The organism is Afipia sp. GW821-FHT14H12, from assembly GCF_058803465.1.
Window position 1 is genome coordinate 287766 of record NZ_JBXAOZ010000001.1, and the last position, 18364, is coordinate 306129.

Annotated in this window: 20 protein-coding genes and 2 tRNA genes; 2 read left to right on the forward strand and 20 right to left on the reverse strand. The window is 60.0% G+C overall.

Annotated elements, in window-relative coordinates:
• Positions 1-3: 3 nt before the first annotated feature.
• From AC1RNA_RS01420 to AC1RNA_RS01435, 4 genes are read right to left on the reverse strand one after another with little or no spacing between them, the layout of a single operon-like run.
• On the reverse strand, positions 4-702 hold the full coding sequence (locus tag AC1RNA_RS01420) for an ABC transporter ATP-binding protein (protein ID WP_492949967.1): 699 nt from the start codon (positions 700-702) through the stop codon (positions 4-6).
• Entirely contained in the window at positions 695-1474 is a 780-nt protein-coding gene (locus AC1RNA_RS01425) for an ABC transporter ATP-binding protein (protein ID WP_492949968.1), read from the reverse strand. The genes AC1RNA_RS01420 and AC1RNA_RS01425 overlap by 8 nt, the downstream gene beginning before the upstream one ends.
• Positions 1471-2496 (reverse strand): branched-chain amino acid ABC transporter permease, encoded by a 1026-nt coding sequence (locus AC1RNA_RS01430; protein WP_244469177.1) that lies wholly within the window; start codon positions 2494-2496, stop codon positions 1471-1473. The genes AC1RNA_RS01425 and AC1RNA_RS01430 overlap by 4 nt, the downstream gene beginning before the upstream one ends.
• Positions 2493-3353 (reverse strand): branched-chain amino acid ABC transporter permease, encoded by an 861-nt coding sequence (locus AC1RNA_RS01435; RefSeq protein ID WP_009339771.1) that lies wholly within the window; start codon positions 3351-3353, stop codon positions 2493-2495. Before AC1RNA_RS01435 ends, AC1RNA_RS01430 begins: the two co-directional genes overlap by 4 nt.
• Before the next feature lie 699 nt (positions 3354-4052).
• Between AC1RNA_RS01435 and AC1RNA_RS01440 the strand changes: the two genes are divergently transcribed.
• On the forward strand, positions 4053-5093 hold the full coding sequence (locus AC1RNA_RS01440; protein WP_009339770.1) for a carbon-nitrogen hydrolase family protein: 1041 nt from the start codon (positions 4053-4055) through the stop codon (positions 5091-5093).
• Between the two features lie 18 nt (positions 5094-5111).
• Here AC1RNA_RS01440 and AC1RNA_RS01445 read toward each other — a convergent pair whose 3' ends face one another.
• The 16 genes from AC1RNA_RS01445 to AC1RNA_RS01520 form a co-directional block, all read right to left on the reverse strand.
• On the reverse strand, positions 5112-5708 hold the full coding sequence (locus AC1RNA_RS01445; RefSeq protein ID WP_492949969.1) for a cytochrome b/b6 domain-containing protein: 597 nt from the start codon (positions 5706-5708) through the stop codon (positions 5112-5114).
• Between the two features lie 40 nt (positions 5709-5748).
• On the reverse strand, positions 5749-6027 hold the full coding sequence (locus tag AC1RNA_RS01450) for a PepSY domain-containing protein (protein WP_009339768.1): 279 nt from the start codon (positions 6025-6027) through the stop codon (positions 5749-5751).
• Positions 6028-6272: 245 nt separating this feature from the next.
• On the reverse strand, positions 6273-9398 hold the full coding sequence (locus AC1RNA_RS01455; RefSeq protein ID WP_492949970.1) for an efflux RND transporter permease subunit: 3126 nt from the start codon (positions 9396-9398) through the stop codon (positions 6273-6275).
• The gene (locus AC1RNA_RS01460; protein WP_492949971.1) at positions 9395-10840 is read right to left on the reverse strand and encodes an efflux RND transporter periplasmic adaptor subunit; all 1446 of its coding nucleotides are present in this window, start codon (positions 10838-10840) and stop codon (positions 9395-9397) included. Before AC1RNA_RS01460 ends, AC1RNA_RS01455 begins: the two co-directional genes overlap by 4 nt.
• Positions 10837-11244, reverse strand: coding sequence for a FixH family protein (locus AC1RNA_RS01465; RefSeq protein ID WP_492949972.1), 408 nt, complete (start codon positions 11242-11244; stop codon positions 10837-10839). Before AC1RNA_RS01465 ends, AC1RNA_RS01460 begins: the two co-directional genes overlap by 4 nt.
• A gap of 101 nt (positions 11245-11345) precedes the next feature.
• A complete protein-coding gene (locus tag AC1RNA_RS01470) occupies positions 11346-11708 on the reverse strand; it encodes a hypothetical protein (protein ID WP_009339764.1) in 363 nt (120 codons plus the stop codon).
• Between the two features lie 87 nt (positions 11709-11795).
• A tRNA-Phe gene (locus tag AC1RNA_RS01475) sits at positions 11796-11871 on the reverse strand.
• Positions 11872-12001: 130 nt separating this feature from the next.
• Entirely contained in the window at positions 12002-12202 is a 201-nt protein-coding gene (gene yacG / locus AC1RNA_RS01480; RefSeq protein ID WP_040298389.1) for a DNA gyrase inhibitor YacG, read from the reverse strand.
• A gap of 2 nt (positions 12203-12204) precedes the next feature.
• Positions 12205-12828 carry a Maf-like protein gene (locus tag AC1RNA_RS01485; RefSeq protein WP_009339763.1) on the reverse strand — a complete coding sequence of 208 codons (624 nt, stop codon included), beginning with the start codon at positions 12826-12828 and terminating at the stop codon, positions 12205-12207.
• Positions 12829-12921: 93 nt separating this feature from the next.
• On the reverse strand, positions 12922-13389 hold the full coding sequence (locus tag AC1RNA_RS01490; protein ID WP_009339762.1) for an arsenate-mycothiol transferase ArsC: 468 nt from the start codon (positions 13387-13389) through the stop codon (positions 12922-12924).
• Positions 13390-13450: 61 nt separating this feature from the next.
• Positions 13451-13948, reverse strand: coding sequence for a UPF0262 family protein (locus AC1RNA_RS01495; RefSeq protein ID WP_009339761.1), 498 nt, complete (start codon positions 13946-13948; stop codon positions 13451-13453).
• A complete protein-coding gene (gene hisD / locus AC1RNA_RS01500; RefSeq protein WP_492949973.1) occupies positions 13945-15240 on the reverse strand; it encodes a histidinol dehydrogenase in 1296 nt (431 codons plus the stop codon). The genes AC1RNA_RS01495 and hisD overlap by 4 nt, the downstream gene beginning before the upstream one ends.
• A gap of 90 nt (positions 15241-15330) precedes the next feature.
• Positions 15331-15783 (reverse strand): DUF2948 family protein, encoded by a 453-nt coding sequence (locus tag AC1RNA_RS01505; RefSeq protein ID WP_492949974.1) that lies wholly within the window; start codon positions 15781-15783, stop codon positions 15331-15333.
• Positions 15784-15837: 54 nt separating this feature from the next.
• Positions 15838-17127, reverse strand: a complete 1290-nt coding sequence (murA, locus tag AC1RNA_RS01510) for a UDP-N-acetylglucosamine 1-carboxyvinyltransferase (protein WP_492949975.1) — start codon at positions 17125-17127, stop codon at positions 15838-15840.
• Between the two features lie 144 nt (positions 17128-17271).
• A complete protein-coding gene (locus tag AC1RNA_RS01515) occupies positions 17272-17772 on the reverse strand; it encodes a hypothetical protein (RefSeq protein WP_492949976.1) in 501 nt (166 codons plus the stop codon).
• Between the two features lie 76 nt (positions 17773-17848).
• A complete protein-coding gene (locus tag AC1RNA_RS01520) occupies positions 17849-18040 on the reverse strand; it encodes a hypothetical protein (RefSeq protein ID WP_082157053.1) in 192 nt (63 codons plus the stop codon).
• A 241-nt stretch (positions 18041-18281) separates the two neighbouring features.
• On the opposite strand from AC1RNA_RS01520, the gene AC1RNA_RS01525 reads away from it, so the two are divergent.
• Positions 18282-18356 (forward strand) — tRNA-Thr (locus tag AC1RNA_RS01525).
• Positions 18357-18364 lie beyond the last annotated feature (8 nt).

Consider the following 18364-nt stretch of genomic DNA (forward strand, 5'->3'; position numbering starts at 1 on the left):
AGACTAACGGGACAGACCAAGATAACGGTGCACGATCGAGGTCTGCGATTTCAATTCGTGCGACGTACCGGAATAAACGACAGTGCCCTTTTCCATGAGGAACACACGCGGGCAAAGTTTGAGTGCGGTCTCGACATTCTGCTCGACCAGCAGGATCGATACCCCGCTTTGATTGATGCGGTAGATTTCGCGCCTGATCTGCGACACCAGTAGCGGCATGATGCCTTCGGTCGGCTCGTCCAGAATAATAAGCTTCGGCCGCATCATCAGGCAGCGGGCAATCGCGAGCATCTGCTGTTCGCCGCCCGAGAGCGTATTGCCAGCCTGCTTGATGCGCTCCTTCAACCGCGGGAAACAGGTAAAGACATAGTCCTCCCGCTCGGTATCGCGCTTGCCGGGAAGCCCGATGCAGAGATTCTCCATCACCGACAGATTGGGGAAGATGCCGCGACCCTGAGGCACATAGCCGATGCCGGTGCGCGGCACCTTATGCGGCGCCATACCGGAAAGATCAGCGCCGTCGAACTCAATCGACCCGCTGCTCTTGGCAGCCAATCCCATGATCGCGCGCAACGTCGTGGTTTTTCCGACACCATTGCGTCCCAGTAGCGCCGCCGATTCACCCGGCTTGATCTCAAGATTGACGCCCTGGAGGATATGCAACTTGCCGATATGGACGTGAACATTATGGAGGCTAAGCATGGGCCGCCTCCTCGAGGTAATCTTCATCTTCCGGGCGGCCAAGATAGGCTTCGCGCACCCGCTCGTTATTGGAGATTTCATCGGGATCGCCGCTGACGAGGATCGCGCCTTGCGCCAGCACGGTGATATGGTCAGCGATGTTGAACACCACCTCCATGTCATGTTCGATGATGATGATATCGATCCTGCGTGCGAGCTCGCGAATCTTCTCAACCGCCCGCTCGGTCTCGGCGGGGCTCATTCCGCAGATTGGTTCGTCAAGCAACAAAAGCTTCGGTTCGGAAATCAAAGCCATTCCGATCTCAAGCATCGCGACGTCGCCATAAGACAGCGTTCCGGCGATACGATTGGCGAGTGCGGTCATGCCGACCTGTTCAAGAGCCTGCTCGACGCGCTCGCGTGTAGCGTTGTCTCGCGAGGCGGGGCGGAACGGATGAAGAGACCGCTGCGAGGCCTGCCGCGTGATCCACAGGTTCTCCATGACACTGAGCTGATTGAAAACGCTTTTGATCTGCATGGTTCGCTTGACGCCAAGCCGGCTGATCTCGTGCGGCCGCAAACCGGTGATATCCCGGTCCCGAAAGAAGATGCGGCCGCTGTCAGGCCTCAGCAGGCCCGAAATCAAATTGAACAGCGTTGTCTTCCCGGCACCGTTCGGCCCGATGATCGCCTGAAGACGACCGCCTGACAGATTGAGGCTGAGATTGTCCGTCGCCGTCAGACCGCCAAAGCGCTTCGTCAGATTTTCGGTTCGAAGGATCGTTTCGCTCATGACTCGACCCTTACTTTTGCGGGGCTGGCACGCTCCGCGCGCGGCGCCATCATCCGATCGACGGTCTCGCGCCACAGCCCGACCAATCCCTTCGGCGCGAAAATCACCACAAGAATCGCAAGTACGCCGACAATCAGCGAGTGATGCTCCCAATGTGACGAGACGACTTCCCGAATGATGATGAAAACCGTGGTGCCGATAACCGGCCCGAACAGCGTTCCCGCTCCGCCGACAATGGCCCACACCAACCCCTCACCGGAGACGTGATAGAACATGTAGGTGGCCGAGGCGTAACGGCCGAAGAATGCAAACAACACTCCTGATACGCCGGCCAAGAAGCCCGCCATCACAAATGCTGTCAGCCGGATCAGATAAACATTCAACCCGATCAACGAAGCTCTGACATCGTTCTCGCGAACCGCCAGGAACGCCTTGCCAAGCGAACTTCCGATCACGAGACGCATCAGCAAAAAGCAGACCGCGACCGTCGCAAGGATGAAATAGTATTGGAAATTCGCGTCCGCGAGACTCCATTGCGCCGAGCCGAGGGAGAATGTCGGCGGCAGCGAGAAGTTGATGCCATCGTCGCCACCGGTCAGCCATTTCATGGAGACCGCGAGGAAATAGAAAATCAGCGAGAACACGACGGTGATGATCGCGAAATAATGCCAGGTCAGACGAACCGCAAAAACGCCTGCGACCAGCGCCATTGCCATCGAAGCTGCAATTCCAAGGCCAAAGGCCGGCCAGAACGACAGGCCGAGCTGATCGATGCCAATCGCGACGCCATACATCCCGAAGCCGAAGAACAATGCCTGCCCGAATGAGAGCAATCCGACATAGCCGAACAGCAGGTTCGCGCTGGCCGCGAACAGCGACCAGATCAGAATTTCGGCGATGACGCTGACCCAAAAACTGTTGATGAGCGCCGGGATCGTCCACGGCACCGTCAACAGGAACGCGGCGAATGCCACCATGACACCGCGCTCGATTGCGATACGACCATTCGATGATGCCGTCACTTCGCAAATCCCTTGAACAGGCCTTGTGGCCGCAGCAACAACACAGCACTCATCAACACCAACGAAGAAATGCGCGCGACGGTGGGATTGGCGACGCTTTGAATGATGCCTTCCATCAGCGCCAGAAGGATCGCCGCGGCGGCGGTGCCCGGAAGGTTTCCGAGTCCACCGATAATGACCGCGATGAAGCACACCGGCAGCAGGTCTACACCACCCCTGAAATCAACCGTGGTGATGGGCGCCGCGACGACACCGCCGAAACCGGCAAGTGCGAACCCGACGGCGAATGTCAAAACGTAGACAAGCTTCGCCGGGATTCCCATTGCGGTCGCAGTTTCCCGGTCATGCCGCACCGCGCGCATCCATGTTCCGATTTTCGTGTAGTTCAGGAAAAGAAAGAACGCAGCCAGGGCAGCGATCGAAAAACCGGCGGCATAGAGCCGGTAGATGTCGTACTGAATTCCGAACAACGACAGCGTGCCTTCGACCGGCGGCAGAATGCGGCGCGGCGTCGCACCGAACGTCATGCGCACAACTTCCTGGAGGATCAGCGACACGCCGAAGGTTGCGACAATCGACAGCGCGGCCGCGCCGCGGATCGGCTGAATCACCACGCGCTGGATCAACGCACCGAGAATGAAGCAGATCAACGGCACGATCAGAAAGCCGATCCAGAAATTTCCAGTCGCTTCCAGCACGAACCAGGCCAGCACAGTGCCGACCATGAAGAAGTCGCCGTGGGCAATGTTGATGATGTCAAGGAGGCCGAATATCACCGACAGGCCAAGCGCGATGAGCGCGATGATCAGGCCCCAGATCAATCCGTTGAGTGCCAGCAGCAGCAATGTGTCCATCATGGCCGGCCACCGTCAGCGTGCGGTTTATTGAAAACCGCGCGCAGCCAGCCATCGGTTGACGGCACAAAGGACCTCTCGCGAAGCCACAAGATGTTCACAGTCCCCTCCCTGTCCGCTTTAACCGGATGCTCGATGGCTACCGGAATGCGAAATCTTTTATGGATGGCAGGCGACCATGGGTTTGCAGCTACCGCAATCGGCTTTTTTGCACCACACCGTGCATGATTGCAGCTCGTTCCAGCGCCGAAATATGCGCAATATCCTGCACTTGAAACACGATGCCACACGACGGCGGCGCCCAACATTGGGGGTGTGACGCACTGCCTCAGGCTTTGGCTTGCATCTTCGAAATGAGTTTATTGCGCCGCGAAAATGCATGAGCAATCGCAACACACTGACGTGCAGCGCAACAGGCATGAGTGAAAGGTGATGGCGCACCGAAGGATAACAACACAGGTTGCCGGATCCAATTCGCTCCAGCTAACCACGGGCGATCATGAACAGACCATCAAAGCATACCTGCCGAGACCTTGCACCACGAGGATTTCAGATTACGACCGGCATACAATCAAGCGATCACGAGACGCCAATTGACACTCACATGCCCACTTGCGACGTTTTGAATCGACTTGCGAAGGACCGCCATGTCGCGCTCACCCGCAATCACCCAACAACTCTCACGACAAAAGGAAATTGGTGATGCCGCACGTTAAAGTCGCTGCCGTACATGCGGCGCCGGTTTTTCTCGATCGTACCGCGACCACCGCCAAGGCAATTTCGATTATCCGGGAAGCCGCTCGCGGCGGCGCGCAACTGATTGCGTTCCCCGAAACCTTTATTCCTGCTTTTCCGGTGTGGTCAGGACTGTGGGCGCCTACTGAAAACCACGATCTGTTCTCGCTCATGGCGAACCAGTCGGTGTCCGCGAACGGCCCCGAGATCGCCGCTTTGCGGCGCGAGGCAAAAGCACTTGGCGTCTGCGTTTCGATGGGTATCAGCGAAAGCTCGCCGGCGAGCGTGGGGGCGCTGTGGAATTCCTTCATCATGATCGGGCCTGACGGAGGCATTCTGAACCATCACCGCAAGCTGGTTCCGACGTTTTATGAAAAGCTGACCTGGGCTCCAGGCGATGGCGCCGGGCTCAAGGTTGTCGAAACGCCGGTCGGCCGTGTCGGTCAATTGATCTGCGGCGAGAATACCAACCCGCTGGCACGCTACGCTCTCATCGCCCAAGCCGAGCAGATTCATATTTCAAGCTGGCCCGCCTTGTGGCCAACCCGCCCTGCCGGCAACGGCACCAATTATAACAATGTCGAAGCCAACCGCATTCGCTCCAGCGCGCATTCATTTGAAGCCAAGGCATTTGGAATGAACACCGCCGGATATATGGATTCAGCGATGCGAAAATTCCTGGTGGATCGAGATCCAAAGGTCGCGGACACCCTCGATCGCAGCTCGCGCGCCGCGAGCTTCTTCGTCGATCCCACCGGAGCACCTGTCGGCGATTTTCTTCAAGACGATGAAGGCATCGCCTACGCCGAGTTCGACCTAAGCCGCTGCGTGGAGCCCAAGCAATACCACGACGTCACCGGCTACTATAACCGGTTCGACATCTTTTCCCTGACCGTCAATCGTAAACGTCAGCATCCGATTACATTCGTTGATGACGTAGAGGCGTCATCTCAAAATGCGGACGACGCATCCTTTATGGAAGACAACTTCAGTCACGCGAAGCCATAACCGGGCCTCGAGCGCGTGTCATGCATCCTTGGAAGAATGGAGCACCTTGTCTGGCCCATATGCGCGCTCGAGAGATCTTCTCTTTTTCTTCCCGGTGAACATGGCAACAACGAGGTTTTGGCGCTGCAGGATGCTGACCACCGCGACACCCAGAACATGCACGGCTGCCAAGGCAAGCAGGGCGTAAGATGACCAGGTGTGCAGCACTTGAACCCACGCAACACCGAAAAACCTGGCGGTAATCTGCATCCATCCGCTAATGCCTGAAATCAACGTCAGGCTAAGCGATGCCACAACCATCACAGCTCCTGCGGGGTTGAGGCCGACGTAACCGCCGGTTCGACCCCGCATGAGTCTGCGTAGAAACCGGATTGCATTTGGCAATAGAAATGTCAGCCGGCTGAGGCGCGCGGAATCGGACCCTACGAAACCCCAGATGATCCGGAATGAGACAAGAGCGATTGCGATATATCCAGCCTGCCTATGCAACGAGTCGAAAACGACCGCGCTCAACCACGCCACGACAATAGACGCAGCTAACGACCAATGTACGATTCGAAGCGGCAGGTCCCAGACGTAAACATGGGACCGTGAATGATCGTCCTCTGTAGACATACAATCGCTAGCTAGCCTGTCCGCCGCCGACGGACGGCTCTTATTTTTTGATAGTGTGTTTTAGAGTAAGGTCTTCAGGGCTGTAAAACAGCTCGAACAGCTTTCCATCTTTTACGCCGTAAACTTCGTAACACGTGCCTTCCACCTTGGAACGGCGCACCTCGTATCCGGCGGCGCTTGCCTTCGCCTCCGCTTCGCTGGCAGGCTTCCACTTCGCCTTTTCGAGCTTTGTGCAATCTTTAAATCCATCGGCGAGACAAGCTCCACCCAAAGCCAATGAAAAGCCAGCGGCCAAAGCCAAGGGCATTGCGATCTTCATAATTACGTCTCCATGATTCAATTCGAGGAATTGTTTGCCACAGCGAGTTCTGCACGAGAGTCTGGATTTTGTTCTAGCGCGAAATCGGACAGGCGCTCTGCTGGTCAGGCTGCGACACGCAGTCCCAGCAAACGATGAGGGCGTTCAATACCCCTGCAAATGAATGACTTCGCAGTCGGCAGCTCCTTAGAATAGCTATAAATTAGAGATGCTCATCGCTTTCCCTGAGTCCTGTCAGCGCTCCCTCACACAGAGTGACCGGGCGGCAATCTGAAACCCTTGGCCAATCCGAAAATGGCCGGGATGACGATCAGCGTGAGGAGCGTCGATGAAATCATGCCGCCGATCATCGGCACGGCGATCCGCTGCATGATTTCCGAGCCGGTGCCAGTGCTCCACATGATCGGCAGCAGTCCCGCCATGATGGCGACCACCGTCATCATCTTCGGCCGGACGCGCTCGACCGCGCCTTCCATGATTGCCTCGCGTAAATCGATCAGGTTTAAAGCCCGCCCTTCGGAGGCACAGCGCACTCTCATCTCCGCAAGCGCATGGTTAAGGTAGATCAGCATCACAACGCCGGTCTCGGCCGCGACGCCGGCGAGTGCGATGAAGCCCACGGCGACAGCGACCGAAAGATTGAACCCCAACCACCACATGAGCCAGAGCCCGCCCACCAGCGAGAACGGCAACGAGAGCATGACGATCATCGTGTCCGCGACCGACCTGAAATTAAGGTAGAGCAGCAGAAAGATGATCAGGAGCGTCGCAGGCACGACAATCTTCAGCCGGGCTGTTGCCCGTTCCAGATACTCGTACTGGCCGCTCCAAATTGCATAGTAGCCCGGCGGAAACTGAACGCTGGCCTGAACTGCATGTCGTGCATCTGCGACGTAGCCACCAAGATCGCGGTCGCGGATATCGACGTAGATATAGGTCGCAAGCTGGGCATTCTCCGTGCGGATCATGCTTGGACCACGCGTGAGCTGGACCGTGGCAACCTCTCCGAGGGGGACAGTCCCACCAGCCGGCATAGGCACGAGGACATCACTTGCGATCTTTTTTGGATTATCCCGCAAATCGCGCGGATAACGCATGTTGACCGTGAATCGCTCGCGGCCTTCAATCATCGTCGTGATTGCCTGCCCACCAAGGGCCATTGCAATCGTGTCCTGGACATCCTGCATCAGAATCCCATAGCGCGTGAGCGCTGCACGATCGGGCGTAATTTCCAGATAGTAACCACCGAGACTGCGCTCGGCATATGCGGATGAGGTTCCAGGCACCGCCCGCAACACCTGCTCGATCTGCTTGGCGAGCCTATCGATCTCGTCAAGGTCGGTGCCGATCACCTTGACACCGACGGGCGTTCGGATGCCGGTCGAGAGCATGTCGATGCGCGCCTTGATTGGCATCGTCCAGGCATTCGACACGCCCGGAAATTGCAGTGCCTTGTCCATTTCGGCGATCAGCCCATCAATCGTGAGGCCTGGCCGCCACTGCTCCTTCGGCTTGAGGTTGATGATAGTCTCGAACATCTCGGTCGGTGCCGGGTCCGTCGAGGTGGAGGCGCGGCCCGCCTTGCCGAAGACCGATGCAACTTCCGAAAACGACTTGATGATCCGATCCTGCGTCTGCATCAACTCAGCGGCCTTGGTGACCGAAATACCGGGCAGCGTCGTGGGCATATAAAGCAGCGTGCCCTCATTGAGGTTCGGCATGAACTCTGTGCCAAGCTGACGCGCAGGCCAGATTGTTACCACGAGAACGGCGAGTGCCAACAGAACAACGAAGGCTTTTGCACGCAGCACGGCATTGATGATGGGACGATAAACCCAGATCAGGAAGCGGTTGATCGGGTTCTTGTGCTCGGAAATGATCCGCCCGCGAACGAACAGCACCATAAGCGCCGGCACCAGCGTGACGGACAGCAACGCGGCCGCCGCCATCGCGAAGGTCTTGGTGAAGGCGAGCGGGCCGAAGAGACGCCCCTCCTGCGATTCCAATGTGAAAATCGGCATGAAGGACACGGTGATGATCAGAAGGCTGAAGAACAGCGCCGGGCCGACTTCGGAGGCTGCATCAATTAGAATGGCAACCCGCGGTTTTCCCGGCTCCGCACGTTCGAGATGCTTGTGGGCATTCTCGATCATGACGATGGCAGCATCCACCATGGCTCCTATGGCAATGGCGATGCCGCCGAGACTCATGATGTTCGACCCGATGCCCAGCAGCTTCATCGCCCCGAAGGCCATCAGCACCCCGACCGGCAACATCACGATAGCAACCAGAGCGCTGCGAACGTGCAACAGGAACACGATGCACACCAACGCAACGACGAGGCTTTCTTCCATCAGCGTATGCTTGAGGGTGGCGATGGCCGCATAGATCAGATTCGATCGGTCGTAGACCGGTACGATCTCGACCGATTTCGGCAGGCTAGTCGCAATCTCCTTGAAACGCTTTTTGACATTCTCGATAACATCGAGCGCATTCATCCCAAAGCGTTGCAGAACGATGCCGCTTGCGACCTCGCCCTCACCGTTTAACTCGGTAATGCCGCGACGCTCGTCCGGCCCCAGTTCGACCCTGGCAATATTCTTCAGTAATACGGGCGTCCCCTTATCCGTCTTGAGGACGATGTCACCGAGATCGTCGATGCTTTTTAGATATCCTCTGCCTCGAATCACGTATTCGAACTCTGACAGTTCGACCGTGCGCCCGCCGACATCGGCATTGCTGGCCCGGATCGCGTCTCGAACCTTCTGAATGCTGATGCCAAGATCGCGCATACGCTGAGGATCGAGCACAACATTGTATTGCTTGACGAAGCCGCCAACGCTCGCGACTTCGGCGACCCCTTCGGCCTTTGCCAATGCGAATTTCAGATTCCAATCCTGAATAGTCCGTGTCTGGGCCAGATTCAGCTCTTTGGACGTGACGGCGTACTGATAAACCCAGCCGACGCCGGTAGCGTCCGGACCGATTGCCGGTGTCACACCCGCCGGCAGGCGCGACGCGGCGCCATTGAGGAATTCAAGAACGCGCGAGCGTGCCCAGTAAATGTCGGTACCGTCCTCGAAAATCACATAAACGAAGGAAACACCGAAGAAAGAGAAGCCGCGCACAACCTTGGATTTCGGCACGGTGAGCATCGCCGTGGCGAGCGGATAGGTCACCTGATCTTCAACCACTTGCGGGGCCTGCCCCGGATACTCCGTGTAGACAATGACCTGCGTATCGGAGAGGTCAGGAATGGCGTCCAGCGGCAGATGAGCCAGAGCGTAGATTCCGGCAGCAGCCGCAAAGCCGGTGCCGAACAGCACCAGCAGCAGGTTGCGTGCCGACCAGGCGATGAGGCGGGCAATCATGGATGCGCCTCCATGCCGTCCATCACCGGCTTGGCCGATTGTTCGCCGCTTGCTTCGGAAAATCCTTTCAAGGCGGCCTTCAAATTGCTCTCGGCATCGATCAGGAAGTTGGCCGAGGTGACGACACGCTCTCTCTCCGACACACCTTGGGTCACCTCAATGAGGTCTCCACCTCGACGGCCGAGCTTCACTTCGCGTGGTTCGAAACGCCCCTCCCCCTTATCGATCAGAACCACCTGACGGCTTCCACTGTCGAGCACGGCACTCTCGGGCACCGCCAAGACTGGCCCCGGCGTGCTGACCTCGATCTCGGCATCGACGTACATCTCGGGCCGCAACTGTTCGTCGGGATTTGGGACTTCGACCCGGATCTGCGCGGTGCGCGTCGCCGCGTTGAGATGCGGATAGATCAGCGCCACGGTACCGCTGAAAGTCCGCCCGGGAAACGCACGGGGTCTGATGGCAACCTTCGTCCCGACGGCAATCTGTGCGAGATCGCGCTCCGCGACATCGATGATCACCCAGACAAGCCTGTGGTCGGCAATCCTGAACAGCACATCGCCGGGCGCCGCGCGCATTCCGGGCACGGCCTTGCGCTCGAGAATCTCTCCGTCTTGCGGAGCGAGCCAAGGAACTGAAAGTGAAATTTCCCGGGTGCGTTCAAGCTCCTTGATGGCGGGCTCCGGCGTGGCCAGATTTTCCAACCTGCGGCGCGCGCCCTTAAGATCCCTTCCGGTGGCGCCCGCTGCGAGCGCAGTCAGATATTCGGCAGCGGCGCTCGACAACGCCGGGCTATAAACGTTCATCAGCGGTTGCCCTTTGTGAACATGATCACCCGTCGTGACGTTTGCGACGCTCTCGATAAATCCTTCGAAACGCAGCGTGACTACTGAGACACGCCTTTCGTCTTCCTGAACAGTCCCCGGCGCACGGATAAGAGATGTCACGAGTTGCCTCACGACGGGTTCGGATTTGACACCTGTTCGCTGAATCTTTCCCGGCGAGAGCTTTACCGAGCCGTCGTCACTGTCATCGCCTTCGTAGACTGGGATGTAATCCATCCCCATCGAGTCCTTCTTCGGCACGGGTGACGTATCCGGCAGACCCATCGGATTCCGGTAGTATTTGATCTTCCGGCCGGTATTCGCTTCCGCGACTCCGGCCTTTGTGGTGGGGTCTTCGGGGGCGTCGAAACCAACGTCGGCGCTCGCTGGTACAGGACGCCAATCGCGTCCATCCGGCGTCTTCTTCGGCGTAAGCGAGTAGAATGGCTTTCCGTCCGGGTCCTGATAGTAAACGGCCGCGCTGCCTTCGGCGGCCGTTGCCGGCGGCGCCAGAGTGTCGGCCTGTGGTTTCACAAGCGGGATTCCTCCCATGAAAAAGGTGACGCCGGCCGCTGCGCAAATCGCAGCGGCCGCGCCCAAGGCTATGGCGCGGCTCATTTCTGTGCCGTGACGACGAGTTTGCTTTCGACGGTACCGGTCTCGCCTTGCACCCTGGCGCGAAGCGATAACTGCCACCGTCCGACCATGCTGAAGTTCGCCTTGAAGCGATAGCTGCCCGGCTCGGTCCCCGGCATCGGCACCACCTTGGTGACCATCTCTTGCATGCCGTCGGGTGCCATATCGAGCCGCGACGCAAAAATGACGGCATCCGAAACCGGCTTGCCCGTTTTCTTGTTGAGCAACCGGACCGTGACGATCCTGTCGGCACCGGCTTGAATCGTCGGCTCGATGAGCTGGAATTCGTAGTCATTGATGTCAGCGAGAGCAGCCTTCGGCGCGCTCATGATGAGAAGGCCAACCAGCGCGGCAAAAAGCGCGCGCGCAACAAAACTAGTCTTCATGATGTTTATCCTCGAAACGTCTGATGAGCCGCCGAAGCGACCCGATACGACGCGCGTCCTCAACGAGGCCGAGCGTCAACGCTCCGGCGCTGGAGCGCCGGTCAGACGATGATTCGAGGTGGATGGTCGGGGGGTGGCTGAGCGAGACCGTCGATCAGCAAATCGTCAGGCAGAGCGAAGACGTTACGTGAAAATGTGCGATCCACCAGCACACCGACGCCGTCCGGACTCGGCAGCGGGATCGTCAGCATACAGAGCGCGACGAAGGGACAGGATCCGCAGTCCTTGGACTTCTGGTCGTGCTGACCAGGGCAGCACGGCATATCATCCGCCATCGACTGCATGTTGTCGGCAACCGCCGTCGACTGCGTCGCGGCCATCACCGGCACCGACAAGGGCGCCACAAGAAGCCCTGCCACAACGAAGACAGCAATCAGCCAGTTAAAGATCTTCCTTGGACCCATGACCCATTTTCGCACGCCCCGAGAGACTGCGCCAGCCACTAAACTGGTGTGAAAAATTCAACAACCATTTGGCGTTTATCGGGAAAATGGTGCCCAGGGGCGGGATCGAACCACCGACACTGCGATTTTCAGTCGCATGCTCTACCAACTGAGCTACCTGGGCATTGCTCCCGGGACAAAATCCAAGGGGAGCGCGCCGGTTTATAGAGAGGCTGGCGCGTCATGTCCAGCCACGCGGGGCCAGTTTTACCCCTCCCCGGGCATTCCTTGAGGCGTACGATAATAGAAGAAAATCAAGAGGATCGACGAGCACCCGGCGCGGACGGAGGCAAGAGTTCTTCGTCGTCGTCCGCCTCTGTATCAGACGCCGGAATCGCGTAGGAACCGGACAGCCAGCGGTTGAGGTCGACATCGCGGCACCGCTCCGAACAGAACGGCCGCGAGGCCGCTGTTGGAGGCTTGCCGCAGATCGGACAGGGCTTTTGCGCCGCCATGCTTAACTCGCGTCGATCCAGCCTGCGCGTACCGGAAAGCCCTCGCCATCCAGCAGCGCCGTGGACTCATATAATGGGAGCCCGACCACGCTGGTGTAAGAGCCGACCATCTTCACCACGAATGAGCCGGCAATGCCTTGCACGGCATAGCCGCCTGCTTTGCCCCGCCATTCGCCGGAATCGATATAGGCCTGGATGTCCTCGGCCGTCAGGCGCTTGAAGCGCACCCGCGTCTCCACCAGACGCTGGCGGAAGGATTCCTTCGGCGTCACGAGACAGATCGCGGTGTAGACGCGATGGTTGCGCCCGGACAGCAATCGCAGGCACTGCACCGCCTCGTCCACCAGTTCTGCCTTCGGCAGGATGCGGCGGCCGACCGCGACCACGGTATCGGCAGCGAGGATGTACGCGCCGCGCAGATCGTCGTCGAGTTGCACCGATTTCAATGCGGCGTCCGCCTTGGCGCGCGCAAGCCGCGTCGCGCAGACGCGCGGCAGTTCGCCCCGCTTGGGGGTTTCATCGACATCGGCAGGGCGCAGCGCATCGGGCTCAATGCCGGCCTGGTTGAGCAGGCTGAGGCGGCGCGGCGAACCGGACGCAAGAACGAATTTGGGACGGCCAATCATGAGGGGCGATCTGGTCAGGGTGGGGTGCGCGGAAACTATCGGAACCGCTGTCCGCCGACAACCGGAGAAACCGCCGGGAACAGCTCCGGTACTCTATTCATTGGCGACAGGCGGGGGAGCGAACCGGGCGCGAATCTTGCGCATCAGTTCGTCGCGGGTGGCGCGGTAGGCATCGAGTTGCAATTCGCGGCGGCCTTCGGTGCCGACCGGGTCCTGCGTTGGCCAGTATTCGACATCGGTCGCGAGCGTCGCCGTCATTTCCAGCGCGCGATGATGTGCCTGCGGCGCAAGCGTGATGATGAGATCGAAATTGAACCCTTCCCAGTTCTCCAGATCGTCCACCGTCCAGGGCCGGTGACCAGAGATATCGATCCCGATTTCTTCCATCACCGCAACCGCGAATGGATTGGGCTCCCCGTGCGTGACCCCCGCCGACTGCACATAAAGCCCGCGTGGGCCGATCTGCCGCAGCAGCGCCGCCGCGATCGGCGAGCGCACGCTGTTCTGCCCGCACATGAACAGAACGGCCTGGGGCGCGCGGCGACGCGGCGCCTCGTTCATACGAGATCCGCCGGGCGCGCCGCCCTATCGCAAAATCGGGATTGACGGAAATGGGCCATACTCAGCCCTTCCAGTGCAGCACGCACAGCAGGGTGAACAGGCGGCGCGCGGTCTCGAAATCCATGTCGACCTTGCCGTTCAGGCGCTCCTTCAGCGTGTTCGAGCCTTCGTTGTGCACGCCGCGGCGGCCCATATCGATCGCCTCGATCTTGTCCGGCGTTGCGGTGCGGATGGCCTGATGGTAGCTGTCGCAGATCATGAAGTAGTCCTTCACGATGCGGCGGAACGGCGTCAGCGAGATCAGGTGCACGATCACCGGATCGCCGCTCTCCTTGCGGATATCGAACATCAGGCGGTTGCCGGTGATGCCGAGGCGCAGCGTGAACGGTCCTTTTGGTGTTCCCTGCGGCGCGAAGAAATTCTGTTCGATCAGGTCATAGATGGCGATGGCGCGCTCATGCTCGATGTCGGGACCGGAGCGCCCGATCGACTCCTCGTCCAGCGTCACCGCGATGATGCGGCTGTCGGGATCGTGGTCCTGATCGGGCTCGTTACTCATCGTAAATTCAGCCGCAGGCCGACCGAGCGCGCATGTGCGTCCAATCCCTCCGCGACGCCGAGCGTCATCGCCGCGGGGCCGAGCGCACGCAACTGGTCGGGACCGCACTTCAGGATCGAGGTGCGCTTCATGAAATCGAGCACACCGAGCGCGGAGGAAAACCGCGCCGAGCGCGCCGTCGGCAACACATGATTGGAGCCGCCGACATAATCGCCGATCGCTTCCGGCGTATGGGGGCCGATGAAGATCGCGCCGGCGTTGCGCACGCGCGCGGCCAAGGCTTCCGAATCCGCCGTCATGATTTCCAGATGCTCAGCCGCGATCGCATCCGCAAGCGGCAGCGCCTCTTCCATCGATTGCACGAGAATGATGGCGCCGAAATCGTTCCACGACGGGCGCGCTATGGCTGCGCGCGGCAATGTCGACAATTGCGACTCGATGGAGAGTTCGACATTCGCCGCCAGTTCTTCATCGTCCGTGAGGAGAATCGACTGCGCGTTGACGTCGTGCTCGGCCTGCGCCAGCAGATCAGCCGCGATCCAGTCAGCATTCCCGGTATGGTCCGCCATCACCAGAACTTCGGAGGGACCCGCGATCATGTCGATCCCGACCTTGCCGAACACGATGCGCTTGGCCGCCGCCACATAGGCGTTGCCGGGGCCGACGATCTTCGCCACCGGCTTGATGGTCGCGGTGCCGTAAGCGAGCGCCGCCACCGCCTGCGCGCCGCCGACACGATAGACTTCCGTGATGCCGGCGAGCGAAGCCGCCGCGAGCACCAGCGGGTTGAGCTTGCCGTCGGGCGACGGCACCACCATCACCACGCGCGCGACGCCCGCGACCTTGGCGGGCACGGCGTTCATCAGTACCGAGGATGGATAGGCTGCCGTGCCGCCGGGAACATAAAGTCCCGCCGCATCGACCGCACTCCAGCGCCAGCCGAGTTCGACGCCCAGCGCATCGGTGAAGCGTTCGTCTTTCGGTAACTGGCGGCGGTGATAGGTCTCAATCCGGTCGCGCGCGAGCTTCAATGCATCGACGGTCTTGGGATCGCAGGCCGCGGTCGCCGCCGCGATCTCCTCCGCGCTCACCCGCAACGTCTCCGCCGTCAGGGTCAGGCGATCATATTTCGCGGTCGCCTCAATCAGAGCAGTGTCACCTCGCGCGGCGACATCATCGACGATGGCGCGGGCGGCCGCATCGATATCCCGCGATACCTCGCGTTTCATCGACAGGAAGGCGGCAAAACGCTCAGCGAAATCAGGGCTACGGTGGTCAAGGCGGATCGGCATGGATGGCTTTCAAACAGGTCTTCCCACCTTCAATGGCGTCCCCGCGCACCGCCGTCAACAACCTGATTTCAGAGGGCTTCAGACGGGATCTCAGGCCCCGCCCTCCCCGCTGCCGGTTTCCAGCGCATCATCGCCGAACGCATCCTCACCGATATCGGCAAGTTCGCACTCGATGCATTCGACATCGAGCCGCAGCGCTGCCCCATCGGCGAACATCAGCACCACGCTGCCGCCGGGAGCCTTATCAGGGTGAAATTCAAGACCGAACAATTCCAGCACCGAATTGCGGTCGGCGAGATCGATTCCCCGCGCCTTGCAGGCCAGGACGCGGTCGAACCGCAGCGCCGTCACGAGCCGGCGCTCGGACAGTTTCCCCGAGCAAACCGCCTGATCCCAATCCAGCCGCTTCATGCCGATGACAAGACGCTTTTCATTCTGGCGCCACAGGATATCGGCGACATGCACCGAGGCATCCTGCACATGGGCGGAAATCACCGCGAGGTCGTCCTCATCGAGCGCGATCAGTTTCCGCAAGGAAGCCATGTCTCTCTCCCAAAGGGGCACTCTCCCAAAACAACACGCGATACAAAAGCGGCCTCAGCCGCTGATGCGCTCAATGGTGGCGCCGCAGGCCGAGAGCTTGTCCTCGAGCCGCTCGAAGCCGCGATCCAGATGGTAGATGCGATTGACCATGGTTTCGCCTTCGGCGGCAAGGGCCGCGATCACCAGCGACACCGAGGCGCGCAGATCGGTTGCCATCACCGGCGCGCCGCGCAGCGTCGGGCGGCCTTCGATCGTCGCCGTCTCGCCATCGAGCGTGATCCGGGCGCCGAACCGCGCCAGTTCCTGCACATGCATGAAGCGGTTCTCGAAAATCGTCTCGGTGATGTGAGAGGCGCCCTCGGCACGGGTCATCAGCGCCATCAGTTGCGCCTGCAGATCGGTCGGGAAGCCCGGAAACGGCGCGGTCGACACCTCGACGGGACGAATGCCTGCGCCATTGCGCTGCACGCGGATACCTTCATTGTTCTGGGTGATGGTCACGCCCGCCTGCGTCAGCACGTCGAGCGCCGATTGCAGCAATTCCGGCCGCGCGCCCTGCAACTGCACGTCGCCGCCGGTCATCGCCACCGCCATCGCATAGGTGCCGGTCTCGATCCGGTCCGGCAGCACGGCATGACGCGCGCCATGCAACTTCGCTACGCCCTCGATCACGATGCGCGGGGTGCCCGCGCCGGTGACCTTCGCGCCCATCTTGTTGAGGCAATCGGCGACATCGGTAATCTCAGGCTCGCAAGCGGCATTGGTGATGAAGGTGGTGCCCGCGGCCAAGGTCGCCGCCATCAGCGCGACATGGGTGCCGCTGACGGTGACCTTCGGAAAATCGATGGTCGCGCCATGCAGGCCCTGCGGCGCGCGCGCCACCGCATAGCCGCCGTCGATCACGATCTCCGCGCCAAGCTTCTCCAGCGCCATGATGAGAAGATCGACCGGGCGCGTACCGATAGCGCAGCCCCCCGGCAGTGAAACCTTCGCTTCCTTCATGCGCGCGAGCAGCGGCCCGATCACCCAGAAGCTCGCCCGCATCTTGGAGACGAGATCGTAGGGCGCGGTGGTGTCGATGATGTTGGCCGCCGAAATGTGCAGGGTCTGACCCTGATGCTCGCGGTCGCCCGGCCGCTTGCCGACGGACATGATGTCGACGCCATGATTGCCGAGGATCCGCTGCAACAACGCAACGTCGGCGAGGCGCGGCACGTTCTCGAGGATCAGCGTTTCATCCGTCAGAAGAGCTGCAATCATCAGCGGCAGTGCCGCGTTTTTTGCCCCCGAAATCGGAATGGTGCCGTTGAGCTTGTTACCGCCGATGATGCGAATGCGATCCATGCTGGCCCTGTCTTGTGAAGGGAGCCAGTCTTAGCGCGTTTTGGGATTCACGCAAACCGCACCGCTCCTTCCCAGTATCAGAAATATTCCAATGAATTCAATCTGATGGTAATTATTACCCTGTCTGACCGACGAAGAACCGGCTCAGGCAAGATGCATGGGGCTGGGCCGGAATCGCATGGCCCCGAGCACGGCTGCCGCCACGACCATCATCAAGGCCACGCCTTGGGTGGCCAGCAGCGGCCATAGCCCTTTCGTCAGCTCCAGTTCCGCGAGCGGGGCCACCTTTTCGAACATCTGGACGATCAGCACCACGACATTCAGGTAAAGCGTGAGCATCGCCGAGACGACATAGGTCACGCGCCACCGGCCCTCTAGGCGCTTCACGACAAGCGCATGGATCACGAGCGCGAGCAGCACCAGTGTCGCCACGCCGAAGACATGCGACGGCTTGATTTCGGTGACCGGAAACATGAAGCCAGTGACACTGGTCGCAATCGCCATCAGCAGAAACAGCCAAGTCCAGCCGCGCAGCAGGGTCGCGCGCAGCAGACCTCCCATCGCGATCAATCCGGCAACGATGCCGATCAGACTGAGCAGCACATGCACGGCGGTGAACGCCGGCAGGCTCATCCCCAGAACCATGGCCAGCCCCTGGCTGTGTCGAAATGATATGACGGCTTCACCGAATTGTCCTGCCCCCGAGGGACGACATCAACCTCTACCTCTCACGATGCGAGGCATCACCTTCGTTCTCACCGGCCGACAAGGCAGCCGCATCGTCCTCCGGCGTCACGATCGCCCGGCCGGAACGACCCTTGGCCTGCGATTTCCGCCGTTTCAGGTTCTCACGAAGCGCCGTACGCAGCCGTGCCTGCCGCTCTCGCTCTGCCCGGCTCGATTCACTGTTCATCACGCCATGCCGCCCATATTCGCGCCCTGGGTTCCCATGCAGCCATGCTGCCGGGCGCCATGGTCCCTAATGCCCTGATTTTTTGATCATAACACGGAAAATCCAGCATATTCGGCAGCATGGCCTCTCTCGCGCTTGCACGGAAAGCCTCGTTATGGCAAGGATCGCGCGCCTTCCGAGGCTTTTGGCCGATTCCGCCTCGGCCCGGCCGGTCCAGACCGGCCTTTGATGTCTGGCGTTCGCTGCCGTAGCTCAGTGGTAGAGCACTCCATTGGTAATGGAGAGGTCGACAGTTCAATCCTGTCTGGCAGCACCAGCCAACCC